The sequence below is a fragment of the Denitromonas iodatirespirans genome (genome assembly GCF_018524365.1).
Lineage (GTDB): Bacteria > Pseudomonadota > Gammaproteobacteria > Burkholderiales > Rhodocyclaceae > Nitrogeniibacter > Nitrogeniibacter iodatirespirans.
Map to the genome: position 1 here is coordinate 1 of NZ_JAEKFT010000007.1, position 17,007 is coordinate 17,007.

General features: G+C 65.1%; 14 protein-coding genes, 2 tRNA genes, 1 other RNA gene and 1 pseudogene. 2 read left to right on the forward strand and 16 right to left on the reverse strand.

What is annotated here, in order from left to right; all coding sequences use genetic code 11:
* From I8J34_RS07995 to rnr, 5 genes and pseudogenes are all read right to left on the reverse strand, one after another.
* Positions 1-343, reverse strand: a pseudogene (locus I8J34_RS07995) (group II intron reverse transcriptase/maturase); the annotation flags it as partial.
* 427 nt (positions 344-770) lie between these two features.
* An RNA gene (gene ffs / locus I8J34_RS08000) (signal recognition particle sRNA small type) lies at positions 771-869 on the reverse strand.
* A 79-nt stretch (positions 870-948) separates the two neighbouring features.
* Entirely contained in the window at positions 949-2,625 is a 1,677-nt protein-coding gene (locus I8J34_RS08005; protein WP_214360878.1) for an AMP-binding protein, read from the reverse strand.
* 144 nt (positions 2,626-2,769) lie between these two features.
* Positions 2,770-3,522 (reverse strand): 23S rRNA (guanosine(2251)-2'-O)-methyltransferase RlmB, encoded by a 753-nt coding sequence (gene rlmB / locus I8J34_RS08010; protein WP_214360879.1) that lies wholly within the window; start codon positions 3,520-3,522, stop codon positions 2,770-2,772.
* Complete coding sequence (rnr, locus tag I8J34_RS08015) at positions 3,515-5,821, reverse strand: ribonuclease R (RefSeq protein WP_214360880.1); 2,307 nt, start codon at positions 5,819-5,821, stop codon at positions 3,515-3,517. The genes rlmB and rnr overlap by 8 nt, the downstream gene beginning before the upstream one ends.
* Positions 5,822-5,860: 39 nt before the next feature.
* Between rnr and I8J34_RS08020 the strand changes: the two genes are divergently transcribed.
* Together I8J34_RS08020 and I8J34_RS08025 are read left to right on the forward strand one after the other, a co-directional pair.
* Positions 5,861-5,947, forward strand: a tRNA-Leu gene (locus tag I8J34_RS08020).
* A 124-nt stretch (positions 5,948-6,071) separates the two neighbouring features.
* A tRNA-Leu gene (locus I8J34_RS08025) sits at positions 6,072-6,158 on the forward strand.
* 96 nt (positions 6,159-6,254) lie between these two features.
* Here the strand turns inward: I8J34_RS08025 and I8J34_RS08030 are convergent.
* The 11 genes from I8J34_RS08030 to hisS all read right to left on the reverse strand — a co-directional run bounded on the left by I8J34_RS08030 (position 6,255) and on the right by hisS (position 17,006).
* Complete coding sequence (locus I8J34_RS08030) at positions 6,255-7,565, reverse strand: adenylosuccinate synthase (protein WP_214360881.1); 1,311 nt, start codon at positions 7,563-7,565, stop codon at positions 6,255-6,257.
* On the reverse strand, positions 7,558-8,727 hold the full coding sequence (locus I8J34_RS08035; RefSeq protein WP_214360882.1) for an ATP phosphoribosyltransferase regulatory subunit: 1,170 nt from the start codon (positions 8,725-8,727) through the stop codon (positions 7,558-7,560). Before I8J34_RS08035 ends, I8J34_RS08030 begins: the two co-directional genes overlap by 8 nt.
* A 12-nt stretch (positions 8,728-8,739) precedes the next feature.
* Entirely contained in the window at positions 8,740-8,928 is a 189-nt protein-coding gene (locus I8J34_RS08040) for a DUF2065 domain-containing protein (RefSeq protein WP_214360883.1), read from the reverse strand.
* Positions 8,925-9,815, reverse strand: coding sequence for a protease modulator HflC (hflC, locus tag I8J34_RS08045; protein WP_214360884.1), 891 nt, complete (start codon positions 9,813-9,815; stop codon positions 8,925-8,927). Before hflC ends, I8J34_RS08040 begins: the two co-directional genes overlap by 4 nt.
* Positions 9,815-11,047: an FtsH protease activity modulator HflK gene (hflK, locus tag I8J34_RS08050; RefSeq protein WP_214360885.1), complete on the reverse strand. Its 1,233-nt coding sequence runs from the start codon at positions 11,045-11,047 to the stop codon at positions 9,815-9,817. Before hflK ends, hflC begins: the two co-directional genes overlap by 1 nt.
* Before the next feature lie 11 nt (positions 11,048-11,058).
* Positions 11,059-12,210: a GTPase HflX gene (hflX, locus tag I8J34_RS08055; RefSeq protein ID WP_214360886.1), complete on the reverse strand. Its 1,152-nt coding sequence runs from the start codon at positions 12,208-12,210 to the stop codon at positions 11,059-11,061.
* A gap of 41 nt (positions 12,211-12,251) precedes the next feature.
* The gene (hfq, locus tag I8J34_RS08060) at positions 12,252-12,497 is read right to left on the reverse strand and encodes an RNA chaperone Hfq (protein ID WP_214360887.1); all 246 of its coding nucleotides are present in this window, start codon (positions 12,495-12,497) and stop codon (positions 12,252-12,254) included.
* A gap of 87 nt (positions 12,498-12,584) precedes the next feature.
* On the reverse strand, positions 12,585-13,913 hold the full coding sequence (gene der / locus I8J34_RS08065) for a ribosome biogenesis GTPase Der (RefSeq protein WP_214360888.1): 1,329 nt from the start codon (positions 13,911-13,913) through the stop codon (positions 12,585-12,587).
* A 12-nt stretch (positions 13,914-13,925) separates the two neighbouring features.
* The gene (gene bamB, locus I8J34_RS08070) at positions 13,926-15,071 is read right to left on the reverse strand and encodes an outer membrane protein assembly factor BamB (protein ID WP_214360889.1); all 1,146 of its coding nucleotides are present in this window, start codon (positions 15,069-15,071) and stop codon (positions 13,926-13,928) included.
* Positions 15,071-15,724, reverse strand: a complete 654-nt coding sequence (locus tag I8J34_RS08075) for a YfgM family protein (protein WP_214360890.1) — start codon at positions 15,722-15,724, stop codon at positions 15,071-15,073. Before I8J34_RS08075 ends, bamB begins: the two co-directional genes overlap by 1 nt.
* On the reverse strand, positions 15,711-17,006 hold the full coding sequence (gene hisS / locus I8J34_RS08080) for a histidine--tRNA ligase (RefSeq protein ID WP_214360891.1): 1,296 nt from the start codon (positions 17,004-17,006) through the stop codon (positions 15,711-15,713). Before hisS ends, I8J34_RS08075 begins: the two co-directional genes overlap by 14 nt.
* Between the last annotated feature and the right edge of the window lies 1 nt (position 17,007).

Sequence of the window (17,007 nt, forward strand, 5' to 3'; positions counted from 1 at the left end):
ATTTCGGGATCTGGACGCGCCGCACGGCGTGGGGCCGATAACTGCCATCCAGTAAGGATTCCCGAATCCGGGGCCAGTGCGTCCTCAGGTAGTCCGCCGTCTCGGCGATCGACAACCCATCCACCCCAGCACTGCCACGATTGGCTTTGACGCGTCTCCACGCCGCCACCATGTTCGCGTTCGCGAGCGCCTGCGCAAGCAGCTCGCCTCGCCCTGGGCTTCCAATTTCATGCCGCGCCCTCCGTGCTTCATCACACAGCACTTCGGGCGCGGCTTCACCTCGCACTCCCGCGTTGCGCCCCGGCTCGCCGGGCTTCTGATGCACTGCACGTCCGAGCGACATGGCCTTCGGCCCTCCTACTCGTTCGGCCCTTCGCCCGCAACCGGCAGCTACTACGGCCTCTGCTGACTTCTCGCTCCGGCTCTTCACCGTCGCCCTTTCAGGCATGAGGCGAGATCTCCCCAGGTAAGAACGCACTCCTTCGCTGCACAACCGCCGGATTTACGCCACCTCGCCTTGATCACGAGAGCTTCGCAGTCCTTTGCCCGCTCGCCCTGCTCGGCAACGCCTTCTATCCGGTTCTTGTCCATCGGCTCGCAGTTTATGCTCCACGCTTCCTTCCCACGCTCGGTCGCCCTCGCGCAGTTGCGCTTCACTTCGTTCGCTGTGATCAACTTACGGCGGGACTTGCACCCGCAGGAGTGCGCCCATGCTGGGCGCACAAAGGAAAAACGCCGACCCTCACGGATCGGCGTTATTTTGCATTCAGGGTGGCGAGCCTGACCCTCGGCACTTGCAGGGAGCGGCTGTGGCTGCTGCCTTCCGGCCCTGACCAGGTTCACCGCGCTGCAATGCGAGGAGACCCGCCACGGCGGCATTGTATCAGCTTCTCCCGGCAGTGGGCGCGAGCTCTGCCGCACTGCATCACGGGCAGCCGGAATCGCCCCCTACTTGAGATCGGGGAAATCCTCCTCGAAGAACTCCATCGCCCCCTTCTCGCCGCGCGCCGCTTCGTGCTTGCGCAGTTCGACCCGACGGATCTTGCCCGAGATGGTCTTGGGCAGGTCGGCAAACTCGAGCCGGCGGATGCGCTTGTAGGGCGCCAGATTCTCGCGCGTGAAAGCGAAGATGTCGCGGGCCAGCTCGGCGCTCGGGGTCTGCCCCTCGACCAGGATCATGAAGGCCTTGGGCACCGCCAGCCGCACGGGATCGGGGCTGGGCACCACGGCGGCCTCGGCCACGGCCGGATGCTCGATCAACACACTCTCCAGTTCGAAGGGGCTGATGCGGTAGTCGGAGGCCTTGAACACATCGTCGGCGCGGCCGACATAGGTGATGTAGCCCTCCGCGTCGATCTGCGCCACGTCGCCAGTGTGGTAGAAGCCGTCGCGCATCACTTCGGCAGTCTTGGCCTCGTCGCCGGCATAGCACAGCATCAGGCCCATCGGGCGGGCGGACAGGTCGAGGCACACCTCGCCCTCCTCGGCGCGCTTGCCGTCACCGTCGATCAACGCGATCTTGTAGCCCGGCAACGGACGCCCCATCGAACCCGGCTTGAGCCGCTGGCCCGGCGGGTTGCCGATCTGGGCGGTGGTCTCGGTCTGGCCGAAACCGTCACGGATGGTGATGCCCCAAGCCTTTTCGACCTGCTCGATCACTTCCGGGTTGAGCGGCTCGCCGGCGCCGATCAGCTCGCGCAGCGAGGTCTTGTAGGCGGCCAGGTTCTGCTGGATGAGCATGCGCCAGACGGTGGGCGGCGCGCACAGGGTGTTGATCTCGTATTTGACCAGCACATCGAGCAGCGCTTTGGCGTCGAAACGAGTGTAGTTGTAGAGAAAGACCGTGGCGCCGGCATTCCAGGGGGCGAAGAAGCAGCTCCAGGCATGCTTGGCCCAGCCCGGCGAGGAGATGTTCATGTGCCGGTCGCCCGGCTGCAGGCCGATCCAGTACATGGTCGACAGATGGCCGATCGGGTAGGACTGGTGACTGTGCTGCACCAGCTTGGGTTTGGAGGTGGTGCCCGAGGTGAAGTACAGCAGCAGCGGATCGGTGACCCGGGTGACGCCCTCGGGCGTGAAGCGCTCGTCCGCCGTCTGTGCATCCGCGTACGACAACCAGCCTTCGCACGGCGCGCCGACCACCACCCGGGTGAAGCCGGTCTTGCCTTCGAACTTGTCGACATGGGCATGGCCGATCACCGCATGCTTGACCTCGCCGCGCGTGATGCGGTCATCCAGGTCGTCCGGCGTGAGCAAGGTGGTGGCGGGAATCACCACCGCGCCCAGCTTGATGGCGGCGAGCATGGTTTCCCACAGCGGCACCTCGTTGCCAAGCATGACCAGGATACGATCGCCCCGCGACACGCCCTGAGCGCGCAACCAGTTGGCCACCTGGTTGGAGCGCGCCGACATCTGCGCGAAGCTGCGCTTCGACTCGCTGCCGTCCTGCTCGACGATCCACAAGGCGGGCGCGTCGTTGTCTTTGGCCATGGCGTCGAAGTAGTCGATCGCCCAGTTGAACTCGCTCAACTGCGGCCACTGGAACCCGGCGTAGGCCGCGTCGTAGTCGGTACGATGGGCCAGCAGAAAATCGCGGGCCTTCAAAAATTCGGTGACAGCGCTCATTCAGACGTCTCCCTCTCCTGTGTATCCGTGGCTGAAGCTCCCGACGGCACCATACGCTGCCGTACAGGTAAACCCGCATTCATACCGTTGACGTCAACGTAATGCAAGCCCGGGCCGGCAATTCACAGGAAGACGTGACGCAGATCAGGTGTGGCGCTGTCGCGCGGCCTCGAACAGGCAGATGCCGCTGGCCACCGATACGTTCAGGCTATCGACCGAGCCATGCATCGGAATGCGTGCGAGCACATCGCAGGTGTCGCGGGTCAGTCGGCGCAAGCCGTCGCCTTCGGCGCCCAGCACCCAGGCGATCGGACCGGTCTGGTCGACGGCGTACAGATCCTGCGCCGCCTCCCCCGCCGCGCCGATGACCCACACCCCGGCCTCCTGCATCTGGCGCAAGGCGCGCGAGAGATTGGTCACCGTCACATAGGGCACGGTGTCGGCCGCGCCGCTGGCCACCTTGATGGCCGTGGCGTTGAGGCTGGCCGAGCGGTCCTTGGGGGCGATGACGGCCTGCGCCCCGGCGGCATCGGCCACGCGCAGGCAGGCGCCCAGGTTGTGCGGATCGGTCACGCCGTCGAGCACCAGCAGCAGCGCCGGGCCTTCGAGCGTGTCGAGGATGTCGTCGAGTTGCAGCACCTTGTGGCGCGCATCGACCCGCGCCACCACGCCCTGGTGCACCGCGCCACCTGCCATGCCGTCGAGACGCCCGGCGTCGGTCGGAATCACGCGCACGTTCTGGCTTTCGGCCAGCGCGATCAGATCGCGTGCGCGGCCGTCGTTGCGCTGCGCGGCGACATGGATCTCGACCACGCCGTCAGGATCGTTTCGCAGGCGCGAGCGCACCGCATGAAAACCGAAGATGAAACGGGTCTCGCGCCCGGAAGGATTAGCCACGTCGTTTGCCTTTCTTGGGTTTGCCCGCGCTCGCACCGGCCGAGGGCTCGGTCACGAGGCGGAAATCGATCTTGGTGGTTTCCATGTCGACCCGCATCAACTGCACGGACACTCGATCGGACAGGCGGAAGCGCTTGCCGCTGCGCTCGCCGAGCAACTCGTGACGCGATTCGTCGTAGTGGAAATAGTCTTCGCCTAGCTCGGAGATGTGCACCAAGCCTTCGATGAACACATTGTCCAGCGCCACGAAGAGGCCGAAGGGTACCACCGAGGACACACTGCCGGTGAACACCTCGCCGACCCGATCCTGCATGTAGAAGCACTTGAGCCACGACTCCACATCGCGCGAGGCTTCGTCGGCGCGGCGCTCGGTCTGCGAGCAGTGCATGCCGATCTGCTCCCAGTCGCCGGGGCGATACTGCTGACCGGTGAGCACCGCCTTGATCGCCCGATGCACCAGCAGATCGGGATAGCGACGGATGGGCGAGGTGAAGTGGGTGTAAGCCTCGTAGGCCAGGCCGAAGTGGCCGACGTTGTCGGGGCTATAGATGGCCTGGCGCAAGGAGCGCAACATCACCGTCTGCAAGAGCGGCATGTCCGGCCGGTCTTTCACCTGCGCCAGCAGCGCGGCGTAGTCCTTGGCCTTGGGATCGTCGCCGCCACCCAACTGCAGGCCGAATTCGCCCAGGAAGCTGCGCAACTGGTCGAGCTTTTCCGGCTTGGGGCCTTCGTGCACCCGATACAGCGCCGGATGCTCATTGGCCTGCAGGAAGTCCGAGGCACACACGTTGGCCGCCAGCATGCACTCTTCGATGACCCGGTGGGCGTCATTGCGCACCTCCGGCACGATGCGCTCGATCTTGCCGTCCTCATTGAAGATCATGCGTGTTTCGGTGGTTTCGAAGTCGATCGCGCCGCGCTTGGCCCGCGCCTTGAGCAGCACGCGGAACAAACGGTCGAGATCTTCCAGTTGCGGCAGGCGCTCGGCCAGCGCAGCGCGCACGTCGGGGTCCTTCTGATACAGCGCGGCAGCCACCTGGTTATAGGTGAGACGTGCATGCGAGTACATCACGGCCGGGTAGAAGCGGAACTGCTTGATCTCCCCGCTCGCCGAGATGCTCATGTCGCAGACCATGCACAAGCGGTCGACCTCGGGATTGAGCGAACACAGGCCGTTGGACAGCTTTTCCGGCAGCATCGGGATCACCCGGCGCGGGAAATACACCGAATTGCCACGATCGAACGCGTCCGAATCGAGGGGCGAGCCCGGCTCGACATAATGCGAGACATCGGCGATGGCCACCAGCAAGCGATAACCCCGGCCGACCCGCTCGCAATACACCGCGTCGTCGAAGTCCTTGGCGGTCTCGCCATCGATGGTCACCAGCGGCAGATGACGGATATCCTCGCGCCCTGCCATGTCCTTCTTGCGCACCGTCTTGGGCAGCGCGCGCGCCTGGGCCTTGGACTCGGGCGAAAACTCGAAGGGCAACTCGTGCTTGCGCAGCGCGACCTCCACCTCCATGCCCGGATCGGCATAGCGCCCCAAGGTCTCGACCAGCCGGCCGACCGGCGGCGCATGCTTGCTGGGCTGCTCGACCAGCTCGACCACCACCACCTCGCCGGCCTCGACCTTCTTCTTGCGCCCGCCGGGCGCCAGCAGGATGTCACGGGCGATGCGCCGGTTCTCCGGCACCACGACCAGCACCCCGTGTTCATTGACGACGCGACCGACAACACGCGTGTTGGCGCGCTCCAGCACCTCGACGATCTGCCCTTCGGGCCGCCCGCGGCGGTCGATGCCCGAAATGCGCACGATGGCGCGATCGCCGTGCAGCACTTCGCGCATCTGGCGCGGGCCGAGAAAGACATCCGGTGACCCGTCGTCGGGAATCAGGAAACCGAAGCCGTCCGGATGCCCTTCGACCCGGCCGCGGATCAGCGCTGCCTTGTCGGGAATGAGGAAGGCCTCGCGCCGGTTGCGTACCAGCTCGCCCTCGCGCTCCATGGCGCGCACCCGGCGCTCGAAAAACGGCATCTCGTCCGGCAGGATATCCAGCGCCTCGGCCAGCTGCGGCAGCAGCATGGGACGCCCGGCCTCCGTCAGCGTCTGCAAGACATACTCGCGGCTCGGCAGCGGAAACTCATAGCGCTCGGTTTCGCGTGCGAAGAACGGATCGGCGCGGCGAACCGCGCTGAGTTTGCGCCGGGATTTCTGCCGCGGCACGGGAGCGGACACGGCCGCTTGAGGTTTTACCTTTCTGGCCGGAGCCTTTGTTTTTTTTGTGGGTCGGTTCATTGACAACCTTCAATTAATCGATATAATGCGCGGCTTCTTGCCCAGATGGCGGAATTGGTAGACGCGCTAGCTTCAGGTGCTAGTATCTTTACGGATGTGGAGGTTCGAGTCCTCTTCTGGGCACCAAATCCGGGAAAGCCAGTCAGATTTCTGACTGGCTTTTTCATTGTCGGGCACCGTTTGAAAGAACACCAGAGACCTAGAAATAACATTTGCACTTTTTACGGCGAGAGCTATAATCCTCGCTCTTGCCCAGATGGCGGAATTGGTAGACGCGCTAGCTTCAGGTGCTAGTGTCCTTACGGATGTGGAGGTTCGAGTCCTCTTCTGGGCACCAGTTTCAAGAGCCGACCGAAAGGTCGGCTCTTTTCGTTTACCCAGGGCAAAGCCCTGCGGCTGCAGCGGCGAGCACCGCTGCAGCCCGAGGTGACGCTTACTTGAACGGATGACGCAGGACGATCGTCTGATCGCGATCCGGCCCGGTCGAGATCATGTCCACCGGCACGGCGCACACTTCCTCGATCCGCTTCAGATAGGCACGCGCGGCAGCCGGCAAGGCATCGAGCTCCTTGACGCCGACGGTGCTCTCCTTCCACCCCGGCAGGGTTTCATAGACCGGGATGCAGCGGGAGGTCTCCTCCGCGCCGGCTGGCAGGATGTCGCACAGCTCGCCGTCGAGCTCGTAGCCGGTGCACAGCTTGACCTCCTCCACCCCATCGAGCACATCGAGCTTGGTCACGCACAGGCCGGACACGCCGTTGATCTGGATCGCCCGCTTGAGCGCCGCCGCATCGAACCAGCCGCAACGACGGGCGCGCCCGGTGGTGGCACCGAATTCGTTGCCCTTGGTGGCCAGATGCTTGCCGACCGGGTCGAGCTTGCTTTCGGCGTCATACAGTTCGGTCGGGAACGGCCCCGAGCCGACCCGCGTGGTGTAAGCCTTGGTGATGCCCAGCACATAGTGCAGCATGCTCGGCCCGACACCGGCGCCCGCCGCCGCCGCACCGGCCACGCAGTTGCTGGAAGTCACGAAGGGATAGGTGCCGTGGTCGATGTCGAGCAAGGTGCCCTGAGCGCCTTCGAACAGCAGGTTGGCGCCTTCGCGATGCGCGTCGTAGAGCGCCCGCGGCACGTCGGCGACCAGCGATGCCAGGCGCGGCGCCATCGCCAGCGAGGCGTCCAGCGTTTGCTGGAAATCGACCGGCGCAGCGCGGTAGTACTGGGTCAGCATGAAATTGTGGTAGTCGAGCAGCTCGGCCAGTTGTTCGGCAAAACGCTTCGGCCGCATCAGGTCCTGCACGCGCAGCGCACGGCGGGCGACCTTGTCTTCATAGGCCGGGCCGATGCCGCGACCGGTCGTGCCGATCTTGTTGGTACCGCGCGCGGCCTCCCGCGCGATGTCCAGCGCCTGGTGGTAGGGCATGATCAGCGGGCAGGCTTCGGAAATGCGCAACCGTTCGCTGACATTCACCCCGGCCGCCTCGAGCTTGTCGATCTCCTTGAACAGCGCTTCGGGCGAGAGCACCACGCCGTTGCCGATGTAGCAGGCCACGCCTTCGCGCAGGATGCCCGACGGAATCAGGTGCAGCACCGTTTTCTGGCCGCCGATGACGAGGGTGTGCCCCGCATTGTGGCCGCCCTGGAAACGCACCACGCCCTGCGCATGGTCCGTCAGCCAGTCGACGATCTTGCCCTTGCCTTCGTCGCCCCACTGCGTTCCGATGACGATTACGTTCTTACCCATGTCCTGCACCCTCTCCCTCGAGCGATACGACCAGCCATTGCCCGTCGTGCCAAATCATTTGACGGTCACACCCCGTCTCCGCCCACGAGCCCTCATGGCCCGGCAAGGCTTCCACCACGATCTCGCCGCGCGCGCGCAAGTCGCGCACGGCGTCATCCAAACCTGCAGCCCCGGCGACGGGTGCCAGAATGGCGCCCGGCAGATCCGGTGCGGGCAGCCGCTGCGCCAGTTCGCGCAAGTCGAGGCTGAATCCGGTCGCCGGCCGACCACGGCCGAAGGCCTGGCCGACGGCGTCGTACCGCCCGCCCAGCGCCAAGGCACTCGGCGAATGGGCACCATAGGCCGCAAACACCACGCCGCTGTGATAGTGATACCCGCGCAAATCGGCCAGATCGACACTGATCGGCAATCCCGGCAGCGCAACCGCAATGCGGTCGAGCTCGTCCAGCGCCGCGACCACATCGGGCCAGTCTGGCAGCACGCGGCGAGCTTCGCCCAATACCGACGCGTCGCCATAGAGGCGCGGCAAGGCCAGCAGCGCGGCCCTCACGGTGGCGTCCAGCGGGGCCAGGCGCTCGGACAGCGTCGGCACATCCTTGGCCTGCAACAGGCCGAACAGCTCGCGTACCGTCTCGTCATCGAGGCCGGCGCGACCGACCAGGGCACGGAACAGGCCCACATGGCCGAGGTCGATCCGCGAGGTCGGCACTTCGGCGATACGCAGCACTTCGGCCAACAGACGGATGATCTCGATATCCGCCTCGATGCCGGCATGGCCGTAGACTTCGGCGCCGAGCTGGAGGGGCTCGCGGCTGGCCGTCAGCGACGCCGGCAGGGTGTGGGCCACCGCACCGCAATAGCACAGACGGCTGACGCCCTGACGGTTGAGCAAATGGGCGTCGATCCGCGCCACCTGCGGCGTCATGTCGGCACGCACTCCGAGGGTCCGGCCGGACAGCTGGTCGACCAGCTTGAAGGTGCGCAGGCGCAAGTCCTGACCCGCGCCGGTCAACAGCGAATCGAGGTACTCCACCAGGGGCGGCACCACCAGCTGATAGCCATGCAGACGGAAGACGTCGAGCAACTGACGACGCAGCCGCTCGAGCTTGTCAGCTTCGGGCGGCAGCACGTCCTGAAAATATTCGGGCAATACCCAGCGCATCACGCTTGCCGTTTAGTCATAGAACACCAGAAGGAGAATGAGCCCGATCAGCATCGAGCTCAATCCGATGAAGCGAATCTGCCCGTCTTCGAGGAGTACGGCCTTTTTGAAGAGCTCCCGCCAGCGGGCGGGCGCGATGAATGGCAGCGCCCCCTCGATCAGCAGCATGAGCGCAAAGGCCGTAATCAGCGAGGACTTCATTCGCTCGCGCTTTTGCGCAGCGCCCCGCCGCTTTTCAGATACTTGAAGAAGTCGCTGTTCGGCTCCACCACCAGCACATCGTCCTTGTTCGCGAAGCTCTGACGATAGGCCTGCAGGCTGCGGTAGAAGGCATAGAACTCCGGATCGGCGCCGAAAGCCTCGGCGTAGATGGCGGTCGCCTTGGCATCGCCTTCACCCTTGATGTGCTGCGCGTCGCGATACGCGTTGGCCACGATGATCTCGCGCTGGCGATCGGCATCGGCCCGGATCTTTTCGGCCTCGGCGGCACCCTCCGAACGCAATTCGTTGGCCACCCGCTTGCGCTCGGCCTCCATGCGGCGATACACCGACTCGGAGACTTCGGTCGGCAGATCGACCCGCTTCAGGCGCACGTCGAGGATCTGCACGCCGATCTTGCGGGCATCCTGGTCGGCCTTGGCACGCATCTGCTCCATGATCTCGTCACGCTGACCGGAGACCACCTCATGCACGGTGCGCTTGCCGAACTCCTCGCGCAGACCGGAGTTGACGGTCTGTTCGAGTCGGGTGCGGGCGCGGGTTTCGTCGCCGCCGACGGATTCGAGGAACAGGCGCGGATCGGAAATGCGCCACTTGACGAACAGATCGACGAGCACGTTCTTCTTCTCGGAGGTAATGAAACGCTCCGGCTCCGGCGTATCCATGGTGAGGATGCGCTTTTCGAAGAAAGTCACGTTCTGAACCAGCGGGATCTTGAAGTTCAAGCCCGGTTCGCTGATCTCACGCTTGATCTCGCCGAACTGGCGGACGATCGCAAACTGGCGCTTGTCGACCGTGAACATGGACATCGAAACCAGCGCCAATGCAAACAGGACGACGCCCAGAAAGATCGGTGTACGCTCGCGCATCAGCGGCCTCCCACTTCACGGCTGTTACGAAGGAAATCGCGGCTGCGGACATCGTCGCCGATCGCGGCCGATCGCGGCACATCGGAAATCGGCGCACTGCTGCTCGCGGCGGATTCAGCGCGTGACGATGCGCCGGCGCCGGTCGCCTGGAGCAGCTTGTCCAGCGGCAGCATCAGCAGGTTGCCGCTCCCCTTTGCATCCACCATGATCTTGGTGGTATTGGAATACATCTCCTGCATCGCCTCCAGGTACATGCGCTCACGCGTCACCCGCGGCGCCTTGCGATATTCGGTCAGCACCTGCCCGAAGCGACTCGCATCACCCTCGGCGTTGGCCACCACACGTGCGGCATAACCCTGTGCCTCTTCGGCCAGGCGCGATGCCGTACCCCGCGCTTTCGGGATCACGTCGTTGGCGTAGGCCTGCCCTTCGTTCTGCTGGCGCACCCGGTCCTGACCGGCCTTGACCGCATCGTCGAAGGCGGCCTGCACTTGCTCGGGCGGCTGGGCGTTGCGCATGGTGACCTGGCTGACCTGAATGCCGGTCTGGTAACGATCGAGGATTTCCTGCATCAAATCCTTGGCGCGCACGGCGACTTCCTCACGGCCCTCGTAAAGCACGAAGTCCATGCGATTCTTGCCAACGATCTCGCGCACCGCGGTCTCGGCCGCCTGAGACACGGCCTCGTCGGGATGGCGATTGTTGAACAGGTAGTCTTCGGGGCTTTTCAGAATGTACTGAACGGCGAACTGGATGTTGATGATGTTCTCGTCGTCGGTCAGCATCAGCGCTTCGCGCAGCACCTTGTTGCGCTCCGAGCCGCGGTAGCCGACCTCGATGGTCCGCACCCCGGTCACATCCACCAGCTCGTGGCTTTCGATCGGGAAGGGCAAACGCAGATGCAGGCCCGGCATGGTGGTCTCGATATAGTCGCCGAAACGCAGCACCACGCCGCGCTGGTTGGCGTCGACGATATAGAAGCCGCTCGCCCCCCAGACCAGCAGCGCCAGCACGATCAGCGCGCCGAGCCCGCCGCCGAACTGGCGCGGGCTCAGCGAGGGCATGTTGCCGCCACCGTTGCCACCGCCACCACCACTGCGGCGGCCAAAGAGTCCGCCCAGACGGCGATTGACATCGCGCCATAGTTCATCGAGATCGGGCGGGCCGTCCTTGGGACGGTCCCGCTCCTGATCGTTCCCCTGGTTACCCCAGCGAGGATCATTCAGCGACATGAGAGTTTCCATTAGGAATGGAGTGGATCGAAATGAGAAGACGGCTGATCATCATCAGCCCTCAGGCCTGCAGCAAAGCGCTCCGCTTCCTCGGCAAGCGCCAACCGCAACAGGTCCAATCCTTCTCCCGTCTTGGCGCTCGCAAAAACGCGGCAGATTCTATCACAGCCGTCCCGCTCGAACCGGGCCGGCGTACCGCTACCGTCGATCTTGTTCCAGACCAGAATCTGGGGAATCTTCCCCGCTCCGATCTCGTTCAGGACCTCATTCACGGCAGCGATCTGCGCATCCCGGTCGTCGCTGCCCGAATCGACCACATGCACCAGCAAATCGGCATTGACCGTTTCTTCGAGCGTGGCGTGGAAGGCGGCGACCAGACTGTGCGGCAGATCACGGATGAATCCGACCGTGTCGGACAGCACAATGTTCCCCGCCTCGCCCAGAAACAGGCGGCGCGAGGTGGTGTCCAGCGTGGCGAACAACTGGTTCGCCGCGTAGCTGCCGGCCTTGGTCAGCGCATTGAAGAGCGTCGACTTGCCGGCGTTGGTATAGCCGACGATGGACACCGACAACACGTCCCGGCGCTCCCGGGCGCGACGACGCACCCGGCGCTGGTTTTCGAGCTTTTCGAGGCGGCCGCGCAGGGTCTTGACCCGTGCACCGATCAGGCGGCGGTCGGTTTCCAGCTGGGTTTCCCCCGGGCCGCGCAGGCCCACACCACCTTTTTGCCGTTCCAGGTGGGTCCAGCCGCGGATCAGGCGCGTGGCCAGATGCTCGAGCTGGGCCAGCTCCACCTGCAACTTGCCCTCGTGGCTGCGCGCCCGCAGGGCGAAGATGTCGAGGATCAGCGCGGTCCGGTCGATCACCCGGCATTGCAGCACACGCTCGAGGTTGCGCTGCTGGCCCGGGCTCAACTCGTGATTGAAGATGACCAGATCCGCCTCATGGCTACGCAGCAGATCGCCGATCTCCTGCGCCTTGCCCTTGCCGACGAACAAGGCCGGATCAGGGGCGCGCCGCTTGGCACGCACCACGGTCTCGACCGTGGCGCCGGCACTTTCGGCCAGCAACACCAACTCGGCCAAGCGCTCTTCGATGGCGTCCTGCCCCAGATCGATCTGCACCAGGACTGCGCGCTCTCCCGCCTCGGGGCGATCAAACATGACAGGCCCCCTCCAGAGCGCACATCCGCAGTATCGACACCTTAGGCAGCAGGCTCACCCGACTCCTGTTGCTGGAAGTTGACCGGGCGCGCCGGCACGACGGTCGAGATCGCGTGCTTGTACACCATCTGGGTCACGGTGTTTCGCAGCAACACCACGTATTGGTCGAAAGATTCGATCTGGCCCTGCAATTTGATCCCGTTGACCAGGTAGATGGACACCGGCACATGCTCGCGACGCAGTGCATTCAGGAACGGATCCTGCAGGAGTTGGCCTTTGTTACTCATGTTTGAGCCTCTATCGTTATGTTGGCGTAATTTAATGGATTCTGCGCTGCAACACCAATCAGGCGTCCCGGCGCAGCGGTATGGAGATTACTTTCGATCGCTGTACGGATTGGTCGACGAGCGGAACTGGATGCGCAAGGGCGTGCCCTGGAGTTTGAACGCCTCCATGAAACAACGCTCCAGATACCGCGTGTAGCTGGCCGGGATCCCTTCCAGACCGGTACCGTGGATCACGATGATCGGCGGGTTGCTGCCGCCCTGGTGCGCATAGCGCATCTTGGGCCGGAACATCCGCACCTTGGGCGGCGCCTGTTTGACCACCGCTTCCTGCAGCAAACGGGTCAGCTTCGGGGTGGACAACTTGGCCATCGCCGCGGCGTAGGCGCGATCGACCGAGTTGAGCACGGCGCCAATGCCTTGCGACTTGAGCGCCGACACGTAGTGACTGCGCGCAAAGCTCAGGAAAGGCAGCTTGCGCGCCACGTCGTTCTTGATCTGCTCGCGGCGATAGTCGTCGACGCTGTCCCATTTGTTGATCGCCAGCACCAGTGCCCGCCCGGTCTCCAGCACGAAGCCGGCGATATGGGCATCCTGGTCCGACACGTCCTGGCTGGCGTCGAGCACCAGCACCACCACGTTGGCCTGCTCGATCGCCTGCAGCGTTTTGATGACCGAAAACTTCTCGACCGCCTCGAACACCTTGCCGCGCCGGCGCAGGCCGGCGGTGTCGATCAGCTTGTATTCGCGGCCATTGCGCGAAAACGGGATGCTGATCGCGTCGCGGGTGGTGCCCGGCATGTCGAAGGCGATCACCCGCTCTTCGCCCAGCAGCGTGTTGATCAGGGTCGACTTGCCCACGTTCGGCCGGCCGACGATGGCCACCCGCGGGCCGGGGGCGTCGCCCTCGGGCTCGGGCGTTTCGGGCGGCAGCACCTCGAACACTTCGTCGAGCAGCGGATGCACGCCATCGCCATGCGCCGCCGAAATCACCAGCGGCGCGCCCAGGCCGAGCGCATGGAATTCGGCGCCGACCACGGCACGGTTCATGCCCTCACCCTTGTTCACCACCAGGAACACCGGCCGGTCCACCCGGCGCAGGCGATTGGCGATCTCCTGGTCGTGTGGCGTCAGCCCGTTGCGGCCGTCGACCATGAACAGCAGCACATCGGCTTCGGCAATGGCCTGCTCGGCCTGCCGAGCCATCTCGTGCATGATCCCGTCCTTGGCGACGGGATCGAAACCGGCGGTATCGACCACCAGATAGTCGCGCGAGCCGACCCGGCCCACGCCGTAGTGGCGATCCCGGGTCAGGCCGGGTTGATCCGCCACCAACGCGTCCCGCGTCTTGGTGAGACGGTTGAACAAGGTCGATTTGCCGACATTCGGCCGACCGACCAGAACCAGCGTAGGTATCACTTTCGGCCTTTGTCAGCGCGGCTGAAACACATGGATGCCACCGGCGCGCGTCTGCACCACGACCAGATCGCCAAGCGGGCGCGGTGCCACGTCGATGCCGCTGCCATCCGCCTGAGCGCGGGCGATGAAGGCGCCGTTCTCGCGGCTGAGCAGATGCACGTAGCCCTCCGCATCGCCCACCACCACGCCGGCCTCGACGGCCAGCGGCGCCGACAGGCCGCGGCGTGCCAACTGGTCCTGGCGCCACATGCTGGCGCCACTGAAGGCGTCCAGCGCGGACACGGCATCGGCGTCCTCGGTCACATAGATCTGACGCACATCGCGGCTGATGCCGCCGCGTGCCGACAGCGGGCGGCTCCACAGCGTCTTGCCATTGGTGATGTCGAAGCAGCTTACCCGACCCTGGAAGGCCGCCGCGCACAGCGTCTGGCGATGCAGCACCGGATCGCCCACCACGTCGGCGATGCGCTCCAGTTCGGTGGCACCGGCCGGCAGCGCGACCGACAGCTCCCAGATCAGGCCGCCGTTGTTCAGGTCGAAGGCGGCCAGTTTGCCGCCGGGGAAGCCCAGCACCGCCACGTTGTTCTCGATCAGCATGCCGGACGGATTGCGCAGGGTCAGCGCCGGCGTGGTGCGCTTGTAGGTCCACAGCACCTTGCCATCCTTGCGGTCGAGGCCGAAGACCCGGTTGTCGCTGCTGCGCACGACCACGAAATCCTTGGCCACGCCCGGTGCGGCCAGCACTTCGGCATTGACCTGGCTGCGCCAGCGCTCGCTGCCGCTGGTGGCATCCAGGCCAATGACCTCGCCACGGCCGTCGGCCACCACGGCCAGCGCCGCATCGGCGCCGACGCCGGCGGTCAGGCCGCCGTCGATGCGCACACGCCAGCGGGTCTGCCCGCTCGCCAGACGGGCCACCTCGCCATTGGCACCGGCGGCGATCACCTCGCCGTCGACCACGGCGGGTTCGAAACGATAGATATCAGCCTCGCCGACCTTTGCCGACCAGGCCGGCGTCAAGGTGGCCGTCGGATTGAATGCCGGCAACGGCGCCATTTTCGGCGCGGGCGTGGAAAACGGGTTGAGCATGTCGAGCGAGCTGCACCCGACCAGCAGCGAGGTGGCGGCCAGCGCCGCCATCAGACGGAGCGAACGCATCAGCGGGCACCTCCCATGAGCGCATCGAGCTTGATGCGAATGATCTCGGCACTGCGATCGCCCGGCACCACCACCGCATTGGCCGCGTCGAGCGCTTTTTGATAGGCGGCACGCGCCTCGTCGATCTTGCCGTCGACGACCAGCGCATCGCCGCGCAGATCGTAGTAGCGCACGTTCAGCGTCTCGGACGGCGGCTCGGCCAGCAGCGCCAGCGCGGCAGACGCATCGCCCGCGTCCAGGCGCACGGCGGCCAGCCTGAGCCGGGCGATGTCGCGCATCACCGGCTCCGCGGCATTCTGGGTGACCCATTCGAGCGGCAGGGCCGCATTGCTGGCGTCACCTGCCGCCTGCTGCACCTTGGCAGACATCAGCGCCGATAGCGGCGCATAGACGGTACCGCTGAAGTTTTCGAGAATCTGCCCGGTGGCCTGGCGCGCGGCGGCGGCATCGTTCTCCACCACAGCCTTTTGCACCACGCTGTAGAGCGCCGCAGCCTCGGCCGACTGCTTGCGCTGATACCACTGCCAGCCCTGCCAGCCGACCGATGCCACCGCTGCGATCACCGCCACGGCGGTCACGATCCCGCCGTACTGTGCCCACCAGGCCTTCAGTTCGGCGAGTTGTTCCTGCTCTTCAAGGTCATAGACTGCCATCGTCGTCTTCCACGGCAAAAAGGAGATCGGCCAGCACTTCGGCCAGTTGGTCGGCGGCGACACGGCGTTGCTCGCCGCCGTCGCGCAAGGGTTTGAGGGTGACTTCGGCCGCCGCGGCTTCGTCGTCGCCGATGATCAGGGCGCAGGGCGCACCGCTGCCGTCCGCCTTTTTCATCTGCGCCTTGAAGCTGCCGCCACCGCAATGGAAGAGCACGGAAAAACCGTGCGCCCGCATGTCTTCGGCGATGCGGAACGCAAAACGCAGTGCCACGTCGCCCTGATGCACCACGTAGAGATCGGGCACTTCGCGCTCCGGCTCGCCGCCACAACTTTGCCACAGGGCCAGCAATCGCTCGACCCCCATGGCGAAGCCGGCCGCCGGCGCGGGTTTTCCGCCGAGCTGCTCGATCAGGCCGTCGTACCGGCCACCGGCGCACACCGTGCCCTGCGCGCCGAGCTGGTCGGTCACCCACTCGAACACGGTGCGGTTGTAGTAGTCCAGCCCGCGCACCAGGCGCGGGTTGATGCGATACGGCACGCCGGCGTCCTTGAGGATGGCCTGCACGCCGTCGAAGTGGGCCTGCGATTCCTCACCCAAGTGGTCCATCAGCCGCGGCGCGGCCTCGACCAGGGCTTGCATGTCGGGATTCTTGGTGTCGAGGATGCGCAGCGGGTTGGTGTACAGGCGCCGCTTGGCTTCTTCGTCCAGCTGATCGACATTCGCTTCGAAATAGGCGATCAGTGCCGCCCGATGGGCCGCGCGCTCGTCGGCCGAGCCGAGCGAGTTGAGCTCGAGGCGGATGTCGGTCAGACCGAGGTCGTCCCACAGGCGGGCGCACATCAGGATCAGCTCGGCATCGATGTCCGGGCCGGCAAAGCCCAACGCCTCGGCACCGATCTGGTGAAACTGGCGATAGCGCCCCTTCTGCGGACGCTCGTGGCGGAACATCGGCCCGTAGTAGTACAGGCGCTTGGGGCCGCTGTGCAGCAGGCTGTGCTGCAGCACGGCGCGCACGCAGGAGGCCGTGCTTTCGGGCCGCAGGGTGAGGTGTTCGCCGTTGAGCGCGTCTTCGAAGGAATACATTTCCTTCTCGACGATGTCGGTGACCTCACCGATGGCGCGCCGGAACAGCGGCGTCGGCTCGACGATGGGAGTGCGGATCGGCCGGTAGCCATAGCTCTTGAGCCAATCACGGATCAGCGATTCGAACTGCTCCCAGGTCTCCGCTTCGTCGAGGAAAATATCGTTCATGCCACGTACGGCACGCAGGCTTTGACTCATG